Source organism: Pseudomonas sp. 22526, from assembly GCF_052044735.1.
Classification (GTDB): Bacteria; Pseudomonadota; Gammaproteobacteria; order Pseudomonadales; family Pseudomonadaceae; genus Aquipseudomonas; species Aquipseudomonas piscium.
In genome coordinates this window covers 109,687-127,254 of sequence record NZ_JBQENK010000020.1, presented here as the reverse complement: position 1 = coordinate 127,254, position 17,568 = coordinate 109,687, and the positions used below count along the sequence as shown (strand labels likewise).

The window sequence follows — 17,568 nt, the reverse complement described above, 5'->3', positions numbered from 1 at the left end:
GCCGCTGGACTCGCCATCAGCCATGACGCGGCCTGTCAGCAAAACGGCTTCTCCCCAGTCACGGCCGCTTCGCACGGAATGCCGCCCAAACCGATCGCAGCCTGCGGCAGCGGCTACAGTTTCGGCTTCTGCGCTGACGGACCAGATGCTTGCGACCCTCGTATTGGTGCGGCCATGTTTCATTCAGGCGCGCCGCCATCCGCCGCATAGCGATACCCCGGATGCAGGTCGGCGCCCGGCGCATCCAGTTCCAGCACCAGGCCACCCGGCATCCGCACGAAGATCTGCCAGATGCCATCCTGCGGCACCTGCGCCACCTGATGCGGCAGGCCGCTGGCCTGGACCCGCTGCAATACCTGTGCGGCATCCTCCTCGGTCCTGAAGGCGATATGGCTGAGCGCCGTCTCGGCGAAGGTCGGTTGCTCGATCACGTGCACCAGCGCCTGCCCGTCCTGGTACAGCCAGCGCCCGGGAAAGGGAAACGGCGGGCGCCGTCCGGCCTGCAACCCGAGCAAGGCCTGGAAGGCCTGCTGCAAGACGTCGCCCTCGGCGGTGTTGAAGGCCAGATGATCGAAATGCCAGGTCATGACGTACCTCCGCCGCCGATAACGGCAGTGCGATCCGGCAAGAAAATACTGAGCGGTTTCATGGGGTCACCCTTGTGCGATGGAAGTGACTGCATATTCCCAGCTTGATAATCGAGGAAAAATCCCGGTAAAACGCAAGGATCTTTAAAGGATTTTTAGCAATGAGCTCGATTCTCGACCTTGAAGTCTTCGTCCGCACCGCCGATTCCGGCAGTATTTCCGCCGCTGCCCGCAGCCTGGAGTTGACCCCCGCCGCCGCCAGCATCGCCCTCAAGCGCCTGGAAACCCGCCTGGGCATGCGCCTGCTGGCGCGCTCGACCCGCAGCATGCGCCTCACCGAAGAAGGCCGGCGCTACCTGGACAGCGTGCGCGTGGCGCTGGCGGCCCTGGCGGAGGGCGAACAGGCCCTGAAGCAGCAGAGCCAGGGGCTGAGCGGCGTGCTGCAACTGGCGGCGCCGTCGGACTTCGGGCGCAACCTGCTGCTGCCCTGGCTGGACGACTTCAAGCGCGAACACCCGCATATCCGCCTGCAACTCTTGCTCAACGACCGGCACAGCGACCTGTTCCGCGAGACCGTCGACGTCGCCCTGCGCTTCGGCGTGCCCAGCGATTCCAGCCTGGTGGCCCTGCCGATCCTGCCCCGGCATCACCGGCTGGCCTGCGCCAGCCCCGACTACCTGGCGCGCCATGGCACCCCGCAAACACCCGCCGAACTGAGCGAGCACAGCGCCCTCGTCTATCTGCGCAACGGCCGCCCCTACAACAGCTGGCATTTCAGCCGCGACGGCGAGGTACAGGAAGTCCAGGTGCGCGGCGACTACCTCAGCGACGACGGCGAAGTGGCGCGGCGCTGGGCCCTGGCCGGCCATGGCATCGCCTACAAGGCCTGGCTCGACGTGGCCAGCGACATCCGCGCCGGGCGCCTGGTGCCCCTGCTCGGCGACTGGCAAGGCGAAAGCGCGCCGCTCAACCTGCTGTGCCCGCACCGCTTGCAGGTCTCGGAACGGGTGAAGGTGCTGCAAGGCTTTTTGCAGGCGCGCTGCCAGCTGCTGGCGGGATAATTCAGATTGCCCCCTACGCCCGTTCTGGTATTTGATGGGCGTCCCATGACCGGTCGCTGGCCGCTGTCGCGCCGGCCTTACCTCACGCACAAGGATTTCGTACATGAGCTACCGCATCCTCGGCCATTCCGGGCTGCACGTGTCCCCCCTGACCCTCGGCACCATGATGTTCGGCGAACAGACCAGCACCGAGGATTCCCTGCGCATCATCGACAAGGCCTGGGACCAGGGCATCAATTTCATCGACACCGCCGACGTCTACACCAACGGCCGTTCCGAGGAAATCGTCGGCGAAGCCATCGCCAGCCAGCGTGACCAATGGGTGCTGGCGACCAAGGTCGGCTTCGGTCCCGCCGATGGCGTGCCCAACCGCAGCGGCCTGAGCCGCAAGCACATCTTCAATGGCATCGACGCCAGCCTGACCCGCCTGGGCACCGATTACGTCGACATCTACTACCTGCACCGCGAAGACCACAACACGCCGCTGGAAGTCACGGTGTCGGCCATCGGCGACCTGCTGCGCCAGGGCAAGATCCGCTACTGGGGCCTGTCCAACTACCGCGGCTGGCGCATCGCCGAGGTGATCCGCATCGCCGACCGGCTCGGCGTCGACCGGCCGGTGATCAGCCAGCCGCTGTACAACATCGTCAACCGCCAGGCCGAGACCGAACAGATCACTGCGGCCCAGGCCTACGGGCTCGGCGTGGTGCCCTACAGCCCGCTGGCCCGCGGCGTGCTCAGCGGCAAGTACGCGCCGGATGTCGCCCCCGACAGCAACAGCCGCGCCGGGCGCCAGGACAAACGCATCCTGGAAACCGAATGGCGCGTCGAGTCGCTGCGCATCGCCCAGCAGATCCAGCAATACACCCAGAAGCGCGGGGTCGGCATGGTCGAGTTCGCCATCGCCTGGGTGCTGAACAATGCCGCGGTCAGCTCGGCGATCGTCGGCCCGCGCACCGAGGAACAGTGGGACGCCTACACCAAGGCGCTGGAGGTGAAGATCAGCGCCGAGGATGAAGCCTTCATCGATTCGCTGGTCACCCCGGGGCATGCCTCGACCCCGGGCTTCAACGACGTCAGCCACTTCGTCTCCGGACGCACGCCACGCTGATCTCCCCCTCAGTGGCGGCCCCTTCCGCGGGCCGCCCGCTGGCGCACTGCCGGTCAGTGGCGACAAACGGGATATTTTCCCGTCACCTGCACTAAATCCGAGTAAACGTCTCGCGCCAAACCCTCTATATTCCCCGCAGTTTTTCCTTCCACCCCATTTGCCTGGTTCAGGTCACACGAGGACAGCTTGTCTAAAGGTATTGCTCTATCGGTCTTGGCGTCGGTGCTGTTTGCCGTCATGTATTTCTACACCTCCTTGCTGGCGCCCCTGACCGGGGTGGAGATTTTCGGCTGGCGCATGCTGCTCACCGCGCCCTGCATGACGCTGTTCATGCTGCTGAGCGGTGAATGGCGGCATGTCGGGGCTATCCTCAAGAGACTGCTGGGCCAACCGCTTCTGCTGCTGGCGCTGCCACTGTCGGCGGCGCTGCTCGGGGTGCAGCTGTGGCTGTTCATGTGGGCGCCGTTGAATGGCTACAGCCTGGATGTGTCGCTGGGTTACTTCCTGCTGCCGCTGACCATGGTCCTGACCGGGCGCATCGTCTACGGCGAACAACTGTCGCGGCTGCAGAAGATCGCCGCCGGCCTGGCGACCCTGGGGGTGCTCAACGAGCTGTATCAGGTGGGCAGCTTTTCCTGGGCGACCCTGTTGGTGGCCATCGGTTATCCGGTCTATTTCGTGCTGCGCAAACGCCTGGCCGCCGACAACCTGGGCGGCCTGTGGCTCGATATGGCCCTGCTGCTGCCGATCGCGCTGTGGTTCGTGCAAAGCGGCGAGCAGGGTTTTGCCGTGGTCGATCAACACCCCTGGCTGTACCTGCTGATTCCGTTGCTGGGGTTGATCAGTGCCTCGGCGCTGGTGGCCTATATCATCGCCAGCCGCCTGCTGCCCTTCAGCCTGTTCGGCTTGTTGAGCTATGTCGAACCGGTGCTGCTGCTGGGCGTGGCCCTGCTGCTGGGAGAAAGCATCAAGGCCGGGGAATGGCTGACCTACCTGCCGATCTGGCTGGCGGTGCTGGTGCTGGTGTACGAGGGCTTCAAACATCTGATGCGCCAGCGCCGAAGCTGAACCAGCTGTTGCTGTTGCTTTTGTAGGAGCGAAGCTTGCTCGCGATAAATGCGACGCGTATCCCCTGCTGCACCGCGTTGTCGGCATCGCGGGCAAGCCTCGCTCCTACAGAAGCATCCGGGTCAGGGTTTGATTTGCTTCAGCTCGTTGAGCAGGGCCAGCAGGGCCTGCATCTTCTCTTCGCCGAACTGCTGCTGGATGCGTTGATAGTTGATTTCCATATCGCCGCTCATGGACTCGAAACAGGCCTGGCCCTTTTCCGTCAGGGTGATGAACAGGCGGCGCTGGTCCTCGGGGGATTTGCGCCGGCTGACGTATTCGTCGCGCTCCAGGCGGGTCAGCACGCCGGTCATGCTCGGCGGCAGGATGCAGGCCATTTTCGCCAGCTGATGGCTTTCCAGCTCGCCGTTCTGGCGCAGGATGCGGATCACCCGCCACTGCTGCTCGGTCAGGTCGTGCTGGTTGAGGGACGGGCGAAAGAACGCCATGGCCGCTTCGCGGGCCTGAAGCAGGGTCAATGTCAGGGAAGGTCTTGGGTTGGTCATGTGCGGGTCGTTCACAGGGCTGGATGGTGACGCTCGGCGCCACAAAGGCCGAACATTAACACATTCACAATCGCCAACCGACAGGCAAAACAAAGCCCGGTCGAGAATTCCCCGACCGGGCTTCATCGTCAGGCAGGCGGCGGCTTAGTCGGTGGACAGCACGCCACGACGAACCTGGTCGCGTTCGATCGATTCGAACAGTGCCTTGAAGTTGCCTTCGCCGAAACCATCGTCGCCTTTACGCTGGATGAATTCGAAGAACACCGGGCCCATCAGGGTTTCCGAGAAGATCTGCAGCAGCAGGCGCTTGTCGCCCTCTTCGGAGGAGCCGTCCAGCAGGATGCCCCGCGACTGCAGCTCGTTCACCGGCTCGCCGTGGTTCGGCAGGCGGCCTTCGAGCATCTCGTAGTAGGTGTCCGGCGGCGCGGTCATGAAGCGCATGCCGATCTTCTTCAGCTGATCCCAGGTCTTGACCAGGTCGTCGGTGAGGAAGGCCACGTGCTGGATGCCTTCGCCGTTGAACTGCATCAGGAACTCTTCGATCTGCCCGGCGCCCTTGGACGACTCTTCGTTCAGCGGGATGCGGATCATGCCATCCGGCGCGGTCATGGCCTTGGAGGTCAGGCCGGTGTATTCGCCCTTGATGTCGAAGTAACGGATCTCGCGGAAGTTGAACAGCTTCTCGTAGAAGCCGGCCCAGTAGGCCATGCGCCCGCGATACACGTTGTGGGTCAGGTGGTCGATGATCTTCAGGCCCGCGCCTTGCGGGTGACGGTCCACGCCTTCGAGGTAGACGAAGTCGATGTCATAGATCGAGCTGCCTTCGCCGAAGCGGTCGATCAGGTACAGCGGCGCGCCGCCGATGCCTTTGATCGCCGGCAGGTGCAGTTCCATCGGGCCGGTTTCGATGTGGATCGGCTGGGCGCCGAGTTCCAGGGCGCGCTTGTAGGCCTTCTGCGAGTCCTTGACCCGGAATGCCATGCCACACACGGACGGGCCGTGCTCGGCAGCGAAGTACGAAGCGACGCTGTGGGGCTCGTTGTTGAGGATCAGGTTGATCGCACCCTGGCGATACAGGTGCACGTCTTTGGACCTGTGGGTCGCGACCTTGGTGAAACCCATGATCTCGAAGATCGGCTCGAGGGTGTTGGGGGTAGGCGATGCGAATTCGATGAATTCAAAGCCCATCAGGCCCATCGGGTTTTCGAAGATATCTGCCATGGTTGGCGCCTCATCATGCTTTTAGAAATTAACGGATCGTTAGTTGCTGGCAATGCTGAGGCAGGCAGGTGGCGCGCAAGAGATGCCCCGCACGCTGCGCGCGAGGAAGTCACCGTAAATCAGTTGAAACCCGAGAATCTTCATGTCGACCCTGTCTTACCGGCTGGGGGGCGAGGCTTCTGCTGCCAGAAGACTTTATTATTGTATGCGTAACCAGATTCTACACAGCGTAAAACTGTTTGTCCGCACTCTCTATAAAATCCGCTTTTTTTCCAGGCCCGCAAGGGGTTTGTTGCACTGGTAAATGCCCCACAGGATCAGCCCGCCGCCCAGACACATGGCCAGGCTCAGGCGCTCGTCCAGCAGCAGCGCACCGAGGATCACCGCGGTCAGCGGATTGAGCGCGATAAACACCCCCGAGCGGGTCGCACCGATCTTGCGCAGGCCGTCGTAGTACCAGATATAGGCCAGGGCCGAGCCCAGAACGCCGAGGTACAACAGGCTCAGGCCCTGCTCCAGGGTCAGGCTCGACAGCGCCTCGATCCGCACCTCGCCGCGCAGGGCCGCGGTGCTCCAGAGCATCGCCGTACCCAGCAGGATCGAATAGGTCACGGTCTGCAACGGGCCCAGGGTCCGGTTCAGATTGCGCGAGAACAACGAATAGACGCCCCAGCCCAGAACGCAGCCGAAAATCAGCAAGTCCCCGCGCCAACTGCCCGCTCCACTGGACAAGGCCCCCGGGTCGCGGCTGAGGATCACTACCCCCGCCCCACCCAGGCACAAGGCAATGCCGAACAGCTTGGCGCCACTCAAGCGCTCCTTGAACAGCGCCCAGGACGCCAGGGCAATCACCGCCGGATTGAGGGCGACGATCAGCGAGGCGCGCGACGCATTGATCGACTGCAGGCCCTCGAAGAAACACAGGTTGTAGAAAAAGATCCCGAAAAACCCCAGCACCGCCAGCTGGGCGAACTGCGCCAGGCTCGGGCGCACCAGGGCAATCCGGGCGATCGCCATGAACAGCAGCAAGGCCAGGCTGGCCAGGAGAAAACGCAGGCTGGCGGCTAACAATGGCTCCAAGGTACCCGCCAATAGCCGCCCGGCGACAAAGGTGCCGCCCCAGATCATGGTGACCGCCGCCAGTTTGCAATACACCGGCATCTCGGAAGGCCCGGCACAGGTTTGATCGACAGTTTTCATAAGGCTCCGAGGCGCGGCTGAAGGAAGGTTCGGGTATTCTTCGACTAATGCCTGATCATCGTAAAATGAGCTTTTACTCATGACCCTGAGCCAACTGCAGATCTTCTCCCTGGTGGCCGAGCTGCGCGGCTTCACCAGCGCCGCCAGCCGGCTGGGCATCAGCCAGTCCGCGGTGTCCCACGCGCTCAAGTCCCTGGAGCAGGAACTGGGGGTCGAATTGATCCGCCGGCATCAGTCACTGGTGGAACTCACCGATATCGGCCAGCAATTGTTGCTGCGGGCTCGCGCCATCCTCGGCCTGGCCGCCACCATGGAACAGGAAGCCGCCGACGCCCGCGGCATGAAACGCGGCACCCTGCGCATCGGCTCGTTCGGCCCGACCTCATCGATGAAACTGCTTCCGGCGATCCTCCAGCGCTACCGCCAGGCCCATCCCGGGATCGAGGTGCACATCGACGAAGGGCCCGACCGCCAGGTGCTGCAATGGCTGGAGGAACGGCGCATCGATATCGGTTTCGTGGTGCTGCCCCAGGAGCGCTTCGACTGCTTCGCCCTGGTGGAAGACCAGATGGTAGCGCTGATCCCCAGCCAACATGCCCTGGCCGCCAAGGACTCGGTGAGCCTCGCCGAACTGTGCGACGACCCATTCATCCTCACCGAGGCAGGTTCCGCCGAGCTGGTTTCCCGGCTGTTCCTCGCGGCCAGGCTCAGCCCCAACATTCGCTATCGCAGCTCGCAGCTGCTCAGCACCCTGGAGACCGTGGCCCGCGGCGATGCCCTGACCCTGGTCGCCCAGTTGTCGCTGCCCGAGGCCAGCGACCCGCGTTACCTGATCAAGGCGCTGTCACCCCCCGTCCGGCGTCAGGTAGGCCTGGCGGTGCTGGATCGGCGGCAGGCGTCACCGGCGACCCTGGCCTTTATCGAGCAGGCGCGGAGTCTGTATCGCCATGACTGAGCGCAACCCGGAGGCGCCGTCTATCATGCCCATGGAGCGGATGCCGCCGGACCGTCCACCGGCTTTTGAGCGTTCTCTGGCCCCCACTTCGCCACAGGTTTTTCCTCCATGCCATTGACCGCCAAAGGCCCGTTGAAACGCTCCACCCGCAACCTGTGGACCCTGCTGATCGGCTTGCTGCCGGTGCTGCTGGGCGTGGTCATCCTCTATATGCAGGCCGAGCGCGCGCTGATCCACAGCAGCCAGCAGACCGCCGAGGAAGCGATCCGCCAGTTCGACCTGATGCTCGACAACACCGACATCGCCGCCCGGGCGCTGATGGCGCAAGTCGGCCAACCCTGCGACGACTTCAGGCAACTGGCCCTGCGCGATCAGGTGACCCGCCGCCCGTTCGTACGCTCGACCAATCTGGTGTGGCGCAATGACAATTACTGCAGCTCGCTGCTCGGCCCATCCTCGTTCGTGCTGGACCCGGCCAACTATGTCGACGGCAAGCTGTGGTTGATGAACGGCAACCCGGTCACGCCCAACACCGCACTGCTGGTCTATCGCCTGCAAGAGGGCGAACGCGCGGTCCTGGCCACCATCGACGGTTATCATCTGAGCAACGCTTTGCACCTGATCAGCCGTTTTGCCGAGCTGCAACTGCAAGTCGGCCCCTTCTGGCTGGCCGACGATGGCCAGGTCCACCCATCCATCGCTCCGCCAGCCCCAGTCGCCCCTTATCAGATGGCTTCTTCGCGCTACCCCTACAGCGTCAACGCGGGGTTCCCCGAGGGCGATATCTGGCTCTACATGAAGTCCCAGTACCCTGCCCTGTTCAGCCTGCTGATCTTCTTCGGGGTATTGGCGGCGGTCCTTGGCCACTGGCTGCAAAAGCACTCCTCGTCACCCAGCCATGAACTGCAACGCGCCCTGGAAGCGGCGGAGTTCATCCCGTACTTCCAGCCCGTGGTCCGCGGCGACACTAAACAGTGGGCCGGCATCGAAGTGCTGATGCGCTGGAAACACCCCCGGGAAGGCCTGGTGCGTCCGGACCTGTTCATTCCCTTCGCCGAGCATTCCGGCCTGATCGTGCCCATGACCCGTTCGCTGATGCAGCAGACCGCCCTGCTGCTGGCGCCCCACGCCCATACCTTCATCGACGACTTTCATATCGGCATCAATATCACCGCCAGCCATTGCCAGGACCTGGAGTTGCTGGAGGACTGCCGGGAGTTTCTCGGCATGTTCCCGCCGGGCAAGGTGAGGCTGGTGCTGGAGCTGACCGAGCGCGAACTGGTGGAACCGACCGCGATCACCCACAGCCTGTTCGAGGAACTGCACAAGTTGGGGGTGATGATCGCCATCGACGACTTCGGTACCGGCCATTCAAGCCTGGGTTACTTGCGCAAGTTCAATGTCGATTATCTGAAGATCGACCAGAGCTTCGTGGCCATGATCGGTGTCGACGCCCTGTCCCGCCACATACTCGACAGCATCATCGAACTCTCGGGCAAACTCGAACTGGGGATAGTCGCCGAGGGCGTGGAAACAGTAGAGCAACAGGACTATCTGGCCGCCCATGGCGTCGACTTCCTGCAGGGCTACTTATTCGGCAGGCCGATGCCCGGGGAAGAACTCCTACAAGCACTGGCGCGCCACTAAATAGCCATTTTTAATGAAGATTTATTGAACTCGGCAATTGTTTCACGCACCAATTTGAATCAGAAGATGACAAATTGCCTGTATCAACAACGACATTATTTACTTGCGCCAGATTAACTACTACAATTTTTCAAGCCTGTACAAGATTCACAGGTGGGCCATTATAATCGAGTCGTTCTAAGGCTCTTGGCTTATAGCTTTGTTTGCGGTTGGTATCAGCCAAATACACTATTGGAGTAAAGATATTGTCCAGACTCGCTGAATTTCGTGCAGCAGAAAAGGCCCTTCAAGAACAGCTCGCCCAGCTGGAATCCCTGAAGAACGACGCCGGACTCAAGAAAGAAATCGAGTTCGAGGAAAAGCTCCAGGGCCTGATGAAGACCTACGGCAAAAGCCTGCGCGACATTATCGCCATTCTCGATCCTCATCCGGGCAAATCCGCTCTGCCGCTCTCGGGCGCGCCGAAAACCCGTCGTGCCCGCGTGGTCAAGGTTTATCAGAACCCGCACACCGGCGAGCTGATCGAAACCAAGGGCGGCAATCATCGTGGCCTTAAAGCCTGGAAAGAACAGTACGGCGCCGCCACTGTAGATTCCTGGCTGCGCGGTTAAGAAATCGATGTATATAAAAGACCCTGCCCATGCAGGGTCTTTACCTTTAAGCCAAGGTTGTTTGTTTCGAAATCGAATAAGTTGCAGCCCATAGATTGCCTGAGCGGCAATAAACACCCAGCCGGAACTGCACCTGCGTAGCAATCCCCCGCTTGATCCTACAACTTTGTACTTAGTTCAAAGGCGCGAACCGCGCCGATCGACGTAGGACAATCGCCCCTCTCCACTAAAGTTTCAGGCTACTTCGCACCTCGCGGATTTCCTCCTGACTTTCAGCATAAACCGCAGCCTGTCCGGCATAAGACAATACATAGGCCTTATCGCCATCGACAGCCGCCACCAGTGTTTGCGACAACACATGACGGCCGTTCTCGGTAATGGTGCAAGTGGTTTCCAGCGCCGCCAGACGACTCAATGTCGTGTCGTGAATACGCGTGCACACACTTTGATAACCGCCGCGCCCGAAGTCCTTCTGCACCGACTTGCGCATCTCCAGCAAGACTCCCTGCAGATTGACCTGATGCCCACTTTCCACTTGAGTCATGGTCAACTCCATGACCATCAACGGCGTGCCGCCGGCATCCTCCTTCACTGCGCGCTGGCGGAATACCTTGGCCGGCTCTTCTGCAGACGCCTGTGGCAACTCTTCGATCTGCCAGCCGCTGGGCCAGGTGATCACCGGGTCCGCCGCCTCGACCAGGGCCGGAACCAGAAGCCAGGGCGCAAGCAGACACAGGGTTTTGAAGGATAAGCGCATGGTCATGAACACGTAGGGGACGGGCCCTGAAGTCTGAGGCTGGCGGGAGTATCGAGCAACAGATTCGTAGCTTTGTGTTTGGTGCGCCCCACCGCTCTTGCGTATCATTGCCCCACCGCAAGAACGCCCAAAGCCCTGCAAGCCAAGGGGCTCATTAGCATGAATATTCTTGCCCACTTCTTTTCCGGAGGGCCCATGAGCCTGCACGAACTCAATACTTTCCCCGGCGTGACCGCCCAGCCTGACACCGCCACCGCCAACTTCGTGTTCAACCACACCATGCTGCGGGTCAAGGACATCACTAAATCCCTGGACTTCTACACCCGGGTCCTGGGTTTCTCGCTGGTGGAAAAACGCGACTTCCCCGAAGCCGAGTTCAGCCTGTACTTCCTGGCCCTGGTGGACAAGGCGCAGATCCCGGCCGACGCCGCGGCCCGCACCGAGTGGATGAAGTCGATCCCCGGCATCCTCGAGCTGACCCACAACCACGGCACCGAGCACGACGCGAACTTCGCCTATCACAACGGCAACACCGACCCGCGCGGCTTTGGCCATATCTGCATCTCGGTGCCGGATATCGTCGCCGCCTGCGAACGCTTCGAAGCCCTGGGCTGCGATTTCCAGAAGCGCCTGAACGACGGTCGCATGAAGAGCCTGGCCTTTATCAAGGACCCGGATGGCTACTGGGTTGAGATCATCCAGCCAGCGCCGCTGTAACCCACCTGTGTAGGAGCGAGGCTTGCCCGCGATAGGCATAACGCGGTTTGTCTGACCCACCGCATCATCGTTGATCGCGAGCAAGCTTCGCTCCTACAGAAAAATAAAAAACCCCATGAGCCTGGGCTCATGGGGTTTTGTTTTTTCCGCTACCGACTCAGGCCGGCGCGGAGGTGCGGATCAGGTGGTCGAAGGCACTCAGCGAGGCCTTGGCGCCCTCGCCTACCGCGATCACGATCTGCTTGTACGGCACGGTGGTCACGTCACCGGCGGCAAACACGCCAGGCAGCGAAGTCTCGCCGCGGGCATCGACAATGATCTCGCCACGGGGCGACAGCTCGACGCTGCCCTTGAGCCAGTCGGTGTTCGGCAGCAGGCCGATCTGCACGAAGATGCCTTCCAGATCGACAGTGTTGAACTCGCCCGAATCGCGATCCTTGTACACCAGGCCGGTGACCTTCTGGCCGTCGCCCTTGACTTCGCTGGTCAGCGCGCTGGTGATCACGTTGACGTTCGGCAGGCTGTACAGCTTGCGTTGCAGCACGGCATCGGCGCGCAGCTTGCTGTCGAACTCCAGCAGGGTCACGTGGCTGACGATGCCCGCCAGGTCGATGGCCGCTTCGACGCCGGAGTTGCCACCACCGATCACCGCCACACGCTTGCCCTTGAACAGCGGACCGTCGCAGTGCGGGCAGAAGCATACGCCCTTGGCCTTGTATTCCTGCTCGCCGGGCACACTCATCTCGCGCCAGCGGGCACCGGTGGCCAGGATCAGCGACTTGGCCTTGAGGCTCGCGCCGCTTTCGAAACGCACCTCGTGCAGGCCGCCGACTTCCTTGGCCGGCACCAGCGCGCTGGCGCGCTGCAGGTTCATGATGTCGACGTCGTACTGGCGAACGTGCTCTTCCAGGGCGCTGGCCAGTTTCGGCCCTTCGGTTTCCTGGACCGAGACGAAGTTCTCGATCGCCATGGTGTCCAGCACCTGGCCGCCGAAACGCTCGGCCGCGACACCGGTGCGGATGCCTTTGCGGGCCGCGTAGATCGCCGCCGACGCACCGGCCGGGCCACCGCCGACCACCAGGACGTCGAAGGCGTCCTTGGCGCTGATTTTTTCCGCCTGCTTCTCGATGGCCCCGGTGTCGAGCTTGCCGAGGATCTCTTCCAGGCCCATGCGACCCTGGCCGAAGTTCACGCCATTGAGGTAGACACTGGGGACCGCCATGATCTTGCGATCGTTGACTTCATCCTGGAACAGCGCGCCGTCGATGGCGACGTGGCGGATGTTCGGGTTCAGCACCGCCATCAGGTTCAGCGCCTGGACCACGTCCGGGCAGTTCTGGCAGGACAGCGAGAAGTAAGTCTCGAAGTTGAACTCACCCTTGAGGGCGCGGATCTGTTCGATCACTTCGACACTGGCTTTCGAGGGGTGGCCGCCGACTTGCAGCAAGGCCAGCACCAGGGAAGTGAATTCGTGGCCCATGGGGATGCCGGCGAAACGCAGGCTGATGTCGCTTCCCGGGCGATTGATCGAGAACGATGGTTTACGTGCATCGCTGCCGTTGTCGAGCAAGGTAATCTGGCTGGAAAGACTGGCAACGTCTTTCAGCAATTCGAGCATTTCCTGGGATTTCGCACCGTCGTCGAGAGAGGCAACGATCTCGATCGGCTGGGTGACCCGTTCCAGGTATGACTTCAACTGGGCTTTAAGATTGGCGTCCAACATACGGGCGATTTCCTTTTATTCAGATCGAAAAAAAACGCCCGAGCGAATCTCGCCCGGGCGTTCTTGAGGGCGGTGCGGCTGACTTAGGTGCGGCGGTCCGCCCTGCTGTAGCGAGTCACGACTTAGATCTTGCCGACCAGGTCCAGGGAAGGAGCCAGGGTGGCCTCGCCTTCTTTCCACTTGGCTGGGCAGACTTCGCCTGGGTGGGCAGCAACGTATTGAGCGGCCTTGATCTTGCGCAGCAGCTCGGAAGCGTCACGGCCGACACCGCCGTCGTTGATTTCAACGATCTTGATCTGGCCTTCCGGGTTGATCACGAAGGTGCCACGGTCAGCCAGACCGGCTTCTTCGATCAGCACGTCGAAGTTGCGGGAGATGGCCAGGGTCGGGTCGCCGATCATGGTGTAGCGGATCTTGCCGATGGCTGGCGAAGTGTTGTGCCAGGCAGCGTGGGCGAAGTGGGTGTCGGTCGAAACGCTGTAGATTTCCACGCCCAGTTTCTGGAATTCGGCGTAGTTGTCTGCCAGGTCTTCCAGCTCGGTTGGGCAAACGAAGGTGAAGTCGGCCGGGTAGAAGAACACGACGGACCATTTGCCTTTCAGGGTGGCGTCCGACACTTCGATGAACTCGCCATTTTTGAAGGCGGTTGCTTTGAATGGTTTGACTTGGCTGTTGATGATAGGCATCGGTGATTCTCCATCAGTGGGTAAAAACTTGGGTTGAAAACTTGATGGGGAGAATCCTAACCAATGCTCCCAGCCAAGGCTCATTGGCAAAGCTGATGCTGCTGATTAGGTTTGGCTATTAGCGCACAGTATTAATAGAAGAAATCTGTATTTACTCGCCGACCGGCTTTTCCTGGGTCAGGGCCATGCCGAGAAACGGGCTGGCCTCGACGTAACGCATGGCCGACTTGATGTCCTTCCAGCCGACATAGCTCATCAGCGACTTGAGGTCCCAGCCGCTGCGATGGGCCCAGGTGGCAAAGCCGCGGCGCAGGGAGTGGCTGGTGTATTGCTCGGCGGCGACCCCGGCGCGCTCCAGGGCCTGGCGCAATAATGGGATCACGCTGTTGGCGTGCAGACCCTCCTCGCTCAGATGGCCCCAGCGGTCGATGCCACGAAACACCGGGCCACGCACCAGGGCGGCGGCGTTGATCCACTCGATATAGGCCTGGACCGGGCACAGCCGGCGCAGCGCCGGGGTGTGCCAGGTCTTGCCGAGGTTGTCGCGATCGCTCTTGCTGCGAGGCAGATACAGGCTGATGCCGGAGCCCGCCACCGCCTGCACATGCTCGATCCGTAGCCGGCACAATTCGTCGCTGCGAAAGCCGCGCCAGAACCCCAGGAGAATCAGCGCATTGTCCCGCCGTGCCCGCAGCAGCGCCGGTTGATTGTCATCGAGCCGGGCCTGGGTGGCTTCCTGCTCCAGCCAGGCCACCACCTGCTCCAGATGCTGCAACTGCAAGGGCTCAGCCTGTTTCTCTTGCGCCGGGTGCAGCGCGCGAATGCCCTTGAACACCTGGCGCACCACCGGCGCCTTGGTCGGGTCGGCGAAGCCCTGGCTGTTGTGCCACTGCGCCAGGGCCGAGAGCCGCAACTTCAAAGTGTTGATCGACAGCTCCCCCGCGTACGCCACCAGATAACGCGCCACGCTGTCGCTGGTCGCCGGCAGAAACCCGCCCCAAGTCACCTCGAAATGCTCGATGGCCGCCCGGTAGCTGCGCCGGGTGTTGTCGCGCGTCGCGGCGTGCAGGTAACGATCCAGTTCACTCATGGCGTGTTCGACTCGTGTTGCGGTACGGAAATGGCGGGGTGAAACAGGGCGATCTGGCTGTGACACGGGGTAATACCAGTATATCCCATGTCAATATTTCGAATATTTATCTTTGATTTTATTGTACAATTACACTTTATACATACCACGTAAAAAAGTACGTAATCGTAGGAGATACCATGGCTCGTGGCGGCGTTAACAAGGCGGTGGTGCAAATCGCCCGTTCGGCAATCCTCGCCCGCGGCGAACACCCCAGCATCGATGCGGTGCGCATCGAAATGGGCAATACCGGCTCGAAAACCACCATCCACCGCTACCTGAAGGAGCTGGAGCAGAGCGAAGCCCGCCGCGCCGCGCCCCAGGAAGCCCTGGAAGAAGAGCTGACGGAACTGGTCCAGCGCATGGCCCAACGCCTGCGCGAACAGGCCCAGGAACCAGTGGAGCAGGCCCGGGCGCAAGTGGAGGAAATGAACCAGGAACTGGCGGCGCAGCAGGCCGCGGCCGAACAGGCACAGGCCCAGTTGCGGCAGCAACTGCAGACCCAGACGTCAGCCCTGGCCAGCGAAAGCGCCCTGCTGCAGGAGACCCGCTCCATGTTGCAGAGCGAACAGACGCGCAATGCCGGGCTGAACCAGGCCCTGGCCGACTTCGAGTTGCGCCTGAAAGACAAGGACGAGCAGATTCGCTCGCTGGAAGAAAAGCACCTGCACGCCCGGGACGCCCTCGAGCACTACCGCAGCGCGGTCAAGGAGCAGCGCGAGCAGGATCAGCGCCGCCATGAAGGCCAACTGCAACAGGTGCAACAGGAACTGCGCCAGGCCCAGCAAAGTGCCTTGGTGCGCCAGGACGAGATCACCCAGTTACACCGCGACAATGAGCGCTTGACCAGCGAGCAGCGCGCCACCCAGAAGGAATTGCGCCAGACGCAGGAACAGGTACAGAAGACTGACGGCAAGCTTGGCCAGCTGATGGAGCAATCCACCCGCCTGAACAGCGAACACACCCTCCTCCAGGAACGCCTGCGCGTCGCCTTGCTGGAGAGTCATGAGTTCAAGCAGAACCTGGAGCAGCAGCTGCAGGACAATCGACAACTGGAACTGCGCGCCGCCAAGGCCGAGGCCAGCCTGGAGGCCCTGCAACTGGCTGCCGCCACGAAGGCCGAGGCGCAGCCAGAAGCAGAAGAACAGCGGCCGGAGCCGCCAGAGCAGGCTTAACCGGCGACCGGCGTGCGCATGGTGACGAATTCTTCGGCGGCCGTCGGGTGGACCCCGATGGTTTCGTCGAAGTCACGCTTGGTGGCGCCGGCCTTCAAGGCAATCGCCAGGCCCTGGACGATCTCGCCGGCGTCCGGGCCGACCATATGGCAGCCCAGCACCTTGTCGGTGTCGGCATCCACCACCAGCTTCATCAGCGTGCGTTCCTGGCATTCGGTCAGGGTCAGCTTCATCGGCCGGAAGCGGCTTTCGAAGATCTGCACCTGGTGCCCCGCTTCCCGCGCCTGCTCTTCGGTGAGGCCGACGGTGCCGATGTTCGGCAGGCTGAACACCGCGGTCGGGATCATGTTGTAGTCCACCGGACGATACTGCTCCGGCTTGAACAGGCGCCGCGCCACGGCCATGCCTTCGGCCAGGGCCACCGGGGTCAACTGCACACGACCTATCACATCGCCAATCGCCAGGATCGACGGCTCGGTGCTCTGGTACTGCTCATCGACCTCGATAAAGCCACGCTTGTCGAGCTTCACCCCGGTATTTTCCAGCCCCAGGTTGTCGAGCATCGGCCGCCGCCCGGTGGCGTAGAACACGCAATCGGTGACCAGCTCGCGCCCATCCTTGAGGGTGACGTTCAGGCTGCCATCGGCCTGCTTTTCGATGCGCTCGATATCGGCGTTGAACTGCAGGTCGAGCCCACGCTTGGTCAGCTCCTCCTGCAAGTGCTTGCGCACCGCGCCATCGAAGCCACGCAGGAACAGCTCGCCGCGATACAGCAGCTTGGTCTCCGCGCCCAGGCCGTGGAAGATCCCGGCGAATTCCACCGCGATATAACCGCCGCCCACTACCAGGATGCGCTTGGGCAGTTCCTTGAGGAAAAACGCCTCGTTGGAACTGATGGCGTGTTCACGCCCCGGGATGTCCGGGATCTGCGGCCAGCCGCCAGTGGCGATCAGGATGTGCTTGGCGCTGTAACGCTGGCCGTTGACCTCCACCTGATGTGGGTCGATCAGCTTGGCGTGGCCTTCGTGCAGGGTCACGCCGCTGTTGACCAGCAGATTGCGATAGATGCCGTTCAGGCGATTGATCTCGCGATCCTTGTTGCCGATCAGGGTGGCCCAGTCGAAGTCGGCCTCACCCAGGCTCCAGCCGAAGCCTGCGGATTGCTCGAAGTCCTCGGCGAAGTGGGCGCCGTACACCAGCAGCTTTTTCGGCACGCAGCCGACGTTGACACAGGTACCGCCCAGATAGCGGCTTTCGGCGACCGCGACTTTCGCGCCAAAACCCGCGGCGAACCGCGCCGAACGCACACCGCCGGAACCGGCGCCAATTACATAAAGATCAAAATCGTAGGCCATTTCACTCTCCCAGGCAGGCT

The 17,568-nt window shown here is 62.0% G+C and carries 17 protein-coding genes; 8 read left to right on the top strand and 9 right to left on the bottom strand.

Going from position 1 to position 17,568, the window contains the following annotated elements; all coding sequences use genetic code 11:
* Positions 1–179 precede the first annotated feature (179 nt).
* Positions 180–587 carry a hypothetical protein gene (locus tag ACTJKT_RS25665; RefSeq protein WP_440789041.1) on the bottom strand — a complete coding sequence of 136 codons (408 nt, stop codon included), beginning with the start codon at positions 585–587 and terminating at the stop codon, positions 180–182.
* A 161-nt stretch (positions 588–748) separates the two neighbouring features.
* Here ACTJKT_RS25665 and ACTJKT_RS25660 point away from each other — a divergent pair, with 161 nt between their 5' ends.
* The 3 genes from ACTJKT_RS25660 to rarD all read left to right on the top strand — a co-directional run bounded on the left by ACTJKT_RS25660 (position 749) and on the right by rarD (position 3,827).
* On the top strand, positions 749–1,648 hold the full coding sequence (locus ACTJKT_RS25660) for a LysR family transcriptional regulator (protein ID WP_440789040.1): 900 nt from the start codon (positions 749–751) through the stop codon (positions 1,646–1,648).
* Positions 1,649–1,751: 103 nt separating this feature from the next.
* Positions 1,752–2,759 (top strand): aldo/keto reductase, encoded by a 1,008-nt coding sequence (locus ACTJKT_RS25655; protein ID WP_440789039.1) that lies wholly within the window; start codon positions 1,752–1,754, stop codon positions 2,757–2,759.
* 186 nt (positions 2,760–2,945) lie between these two features.
* A complete protein-coding gene (rarD, locus tag ACTJKT_RS25650; RefSeq protein ID WP_440789038.1) occupies positions 2,946–3,827 on the top strand; it encodes an EamA family transporter RarD in 882 nt (293 codons plus the stop codon).
* 122 nt (positions 3,828–3,949) lie between these two features.
* Here the strand turns inward: rarD and hpaR are convergent, their stop codons facing one another.
* The 3 genes from hpaR to ACTJKT_RS25635 form a co-directional block, all read right to left on the bottom strand.
* On the bottom strand, positions 3,950–4,372 hold the full coding sequence (hpaR, locus tag ACTJKT_RS25645; RefSeq protein ID WP_097303780.1) for a homoprotocatechuate degradation operon regulator HpaR: 423 nt from the start codon (positions 4,370–4,372) through the stop codon (positions 3,950–3,952).
* Positions 4,373–4,516: 144 nt separating this feature from the next.
* Positions 4,517–5,593 (bottom strand): 4-hydroxyphenylpyruvate dioxygenase, encoded by a 1,077-nt coding sequence (gene hppD / locus ACTJKT_RS25640; protein ID WP_016702457.1) that lies wholly within the window; start codon positions 5,591–5,593, stop codon positions 4,517–4,519.
* A 252-nt stretch (positions 5,594–5,845) separates the two neighbouring features.
* Positions 5,846–6,793: a DMT family transporter gene (locus ACTJKT_RS25635; RefSeq protein WP_440789037.1), complete on the bottom strand. Its 948-nt coding sequence runs from the start codon at positions 6,791–6,793 to the stop codon at positions 5,846–5,848.
* A 79-nt stretch (positions 6,794–6,872) separates the two neighbouring features.
* Here ACTJKT_RS25635 and ACTJKT_RS25630 point away from each other — a divergent pair, with 79 nt between their 5' ends.
* The 3 genes from ACTJKT_RS25630 to ACTJKT_RS25620 all read left to right on the top strand — a co-directional run bounded on the left by ACTJKT_RS25630 (position 6,873) and on the right by ACTJKT_RS25620 (position 10,006).
* Complete coding sequence (locus ACTJKT_RS25630; RefSeq protein ID WP_440789036.1) at positions 6,873–7,748, top strand: LysR family transcriptional regulator; 876 nt, start codon at positions 6,873–6,875, stop codon at positions 7,746–7,748.
* A gap of 108 nt (positions 7,749–7,856) precedes the next feature.
* Positions 7,857–9,395 (top strand): EAL domain-containing protein, encoded by a 1,539-nt coding sequence (locus tag ACTJKT_RS25625; RefSeq protein ID WP_440789035.1) that lies wholly within the window; start codon positions 7,857–7,859, stop codon positions 9,393–9,395.
* Positions 9,396–9,640: 245 nt separating this feature from the next.
* Positions 9,641–10,006 carry a histone-like nucleoid-structuring protein, MvaT/MvaU family gene (locus tag ACTJKT_RS25620; protein WP_009044214.1) on the top strand — a complete coding sequence of 122 codons (366 nt, stop codon included), beginning with the start codon at positions 9,641–9,643 and terminating at the stop codon, positions 10,004–10,006.
* A gap of 226 nt (positions 10,007–10,232) precedes the next feature.
* Here the strand turns inward: ACTJKT_RS25620 and ACTJKT_RS25615 are convergent, their stop codons facing one another.
* A complete protein-coding gene (locus ACTJKT_RS25615) occupies positions 10,233–10,763 on the bottom strand; it encodes a DUF4946 domain-containing protein (RefSeq protein WP_440789034.1) in 531 nt (176 codons plus the stop codon).
* Positions 10,764–10,958: 195 nt separating this feature from the next.
* Between ACTJKT_RS25615 and gloA the strand changes: the two genes are divergently transcribed.
* Positions 10,959–11,480: a lactoylglutathione lyase gene (gene gloA / locus ACTJKT_RS25610; protein WP_210477803.1), complete on the top strand. Its 522-nt coding sequence runs from the start codon at positions 10,959–10,961 to the stop codon at positions 11,478–11,480.
* A 157-nt stretch (positions 11,481–11,637) separates the two neighbouring features.
* On the opposite strand, the gene ahpF is transcribed toward gloA, so the two are convergent.
* The 3 genes from ahpF to ACTJKT_RS25595 form a co-directional block, all read right to left on the bottom strand.
* Positions 11,638–13,203, bottom strand: a complete 1,566-nt coding sequence (gene ahpF / locus ACTJKT_RS25605; RefSeq protein ID WP_440789033.1) for an alkyl hydroperoxide reductase subunit F — start codon at positions 13,201–13,203, stop codon at positions 11,638–11,640.
* Between the two features lie 122 nt (positions 13,204–13,325).
* Positions 13,326–13,889 (bottom strand): alkyl hydroperoxide reductase subunit C, encoded by a 564-nt coding sequence (gene ahpC, locus ACTJKT_RS25600; RefSeq protein ID WP_007921754.1) that lies wholly within the window; start codon positions 13,887–13,889, stop codon positions 13,326–13,328.
* Positions 13,890–14,040: 151 nt separating this feature from the next.
* On the bottom strand, positions 14,041–14,979 hold the full coding sequence (locus tag ACTJKT_RS25595) for a site-specific integrase (protein WP_440789032.1): 939 nt from the start codon (positions 14,977–14,979) through the stop codon (positions 14,041–14,043).
* 179 nt (positions 14,980–15,158) lie between these two features.
* Between ACTJKT_RS25595 and ACTJKT_RS25590 the strand changes: the two genes are divergently transcribed.
* The gene (locus tag ACTJKT_RS25590; protein WP_440789031.1) at positions 15,159–16,193 is read left to right on the top strand and encodes a DNA-binding protein; all 1,035 of its coding nucleotides are present in this window, start codon (positions 15,159–15,161) and stop codon (positions 16,191–16,193) included.
* On the opposite strand, the gene gorA is transcribed toward ACTJKT_RS25590, so the two are convergent.
* Positions 16,190–17,548, bottom strand: coding sequence for a glutathione-disulfide reductase (gorA, locus tag ACTJKT_RS25585; RefSeq protein WP_440789030.1), 1,359 nt, complete (start codon positions 17,546–17,548; stop codon positions 16,190–16,192). The genes ACTJKT_RS25590 and gorA overlap by 4 nt on opposite strands.
* Between the last annotated feature and the right edge of the window lie 20 nt (positions 17,549–17,568).

Coding starts and splice junctions, on each gene's coding strand:
- ACTJKT_RS25625 (WP_440789035.1), top strand. CDS start 7,857: ATGCCATTGACCGCCAAAGGCCCGTTGAAACGCTCCACCCGCAACCTG.
- ACTJKT_RS25660 (WP_440789040.1), top strand. CDS start 749: ATGAGCTCGATTCTCGACCTTGAAGTCTTCGTCCGCACCGCCGATTCC.
- ACTJKT_RS25655 (WP_440789039.1), top strand. CDS start 1,752: ATGAGCTACCGCATCCTCGGCCATTCCGGGCTGCACGTGTCCCCCCTG.
- ACTJKT_RS25635 (WP_440789037.1), bottom strand. CDS start 6,793: ATGAAAACTGTCGATCAAACCTGTGCCGGGCCTTCCGAGATGCCGGTG.
- hppD (WP_016702457.1), bottom strand. CDS start 5,593: ATGGCAGATATCTTCGAAAACCCGATGGGCCTGATGGGCTTTGAATTC.
- ACTJKT_RS25630 (WP_440789036.1), top strand. CDS start 6,873: ATGACCCTGAGCCAACTGCAGATCTTCTCCCTGGTGGCCGAGCTGCGC.
- hpaR (WP_097303780.1), bottom strand. CDS start 4,372: ATGACCAACCCAAGACCTTCCCTGACATTGACCCTGCTTCAGGCCCGC.
- gloA (WP_210477803.1), top strand. CDS start 10,959: ATGAGCCTGCACGAACTCAATACTTTCCCCGGCGTGACCGCCCAGCCT.
- ACTJKT_RS25665 (WP_440789041.1), bottom strand. CDS start 587: ATGACCTGGCATTTCGATCATCTGGCCTTCAACACCGCCGAGGGCGAC.
- ACTJKT_RS25590 (WP_440789031.1), top strand. CDS start 15,159: ATGGCTCGTGGCGGCGTTAACAAGGCGGTGGTGCAAATCGCCCGTTCG.
- ahpF (WP_440789033.1), bottom strand. CDS start 13,203: ATGTTGGACGCCAATCTTAAAGCCCAGTTGAAGTCATACCTGGAACGG.
- gorA (WP_440789030.1), bottom strand. CDS start 17,548: ATGGCCTACGATTTTGATCTTTATGTAATTGGCGCCGGTTCCGGCGGT.
- ahpC (WP_007921754.1), bottom strand. CDS start 13,889: ATGCCTATCATCAACAGCCAAGTCAAACCATTCAAAGCAACCGCCTTC.
- ACTJKT_RS25595 (WP_440789032.1), bottom strand. CDS start 14,979: ATGAGTGAACTGGATCGTTACCTGCACGCCGCGACGCGCGACAACACC.
- ACTJKT_RS25615 (WP_440789034.1), bottom strand. CDS start 10,763: ATGCGCTTATCCTTCAAAACCCTGTGTCTGCTTGCGCCCTGGCTTCTG.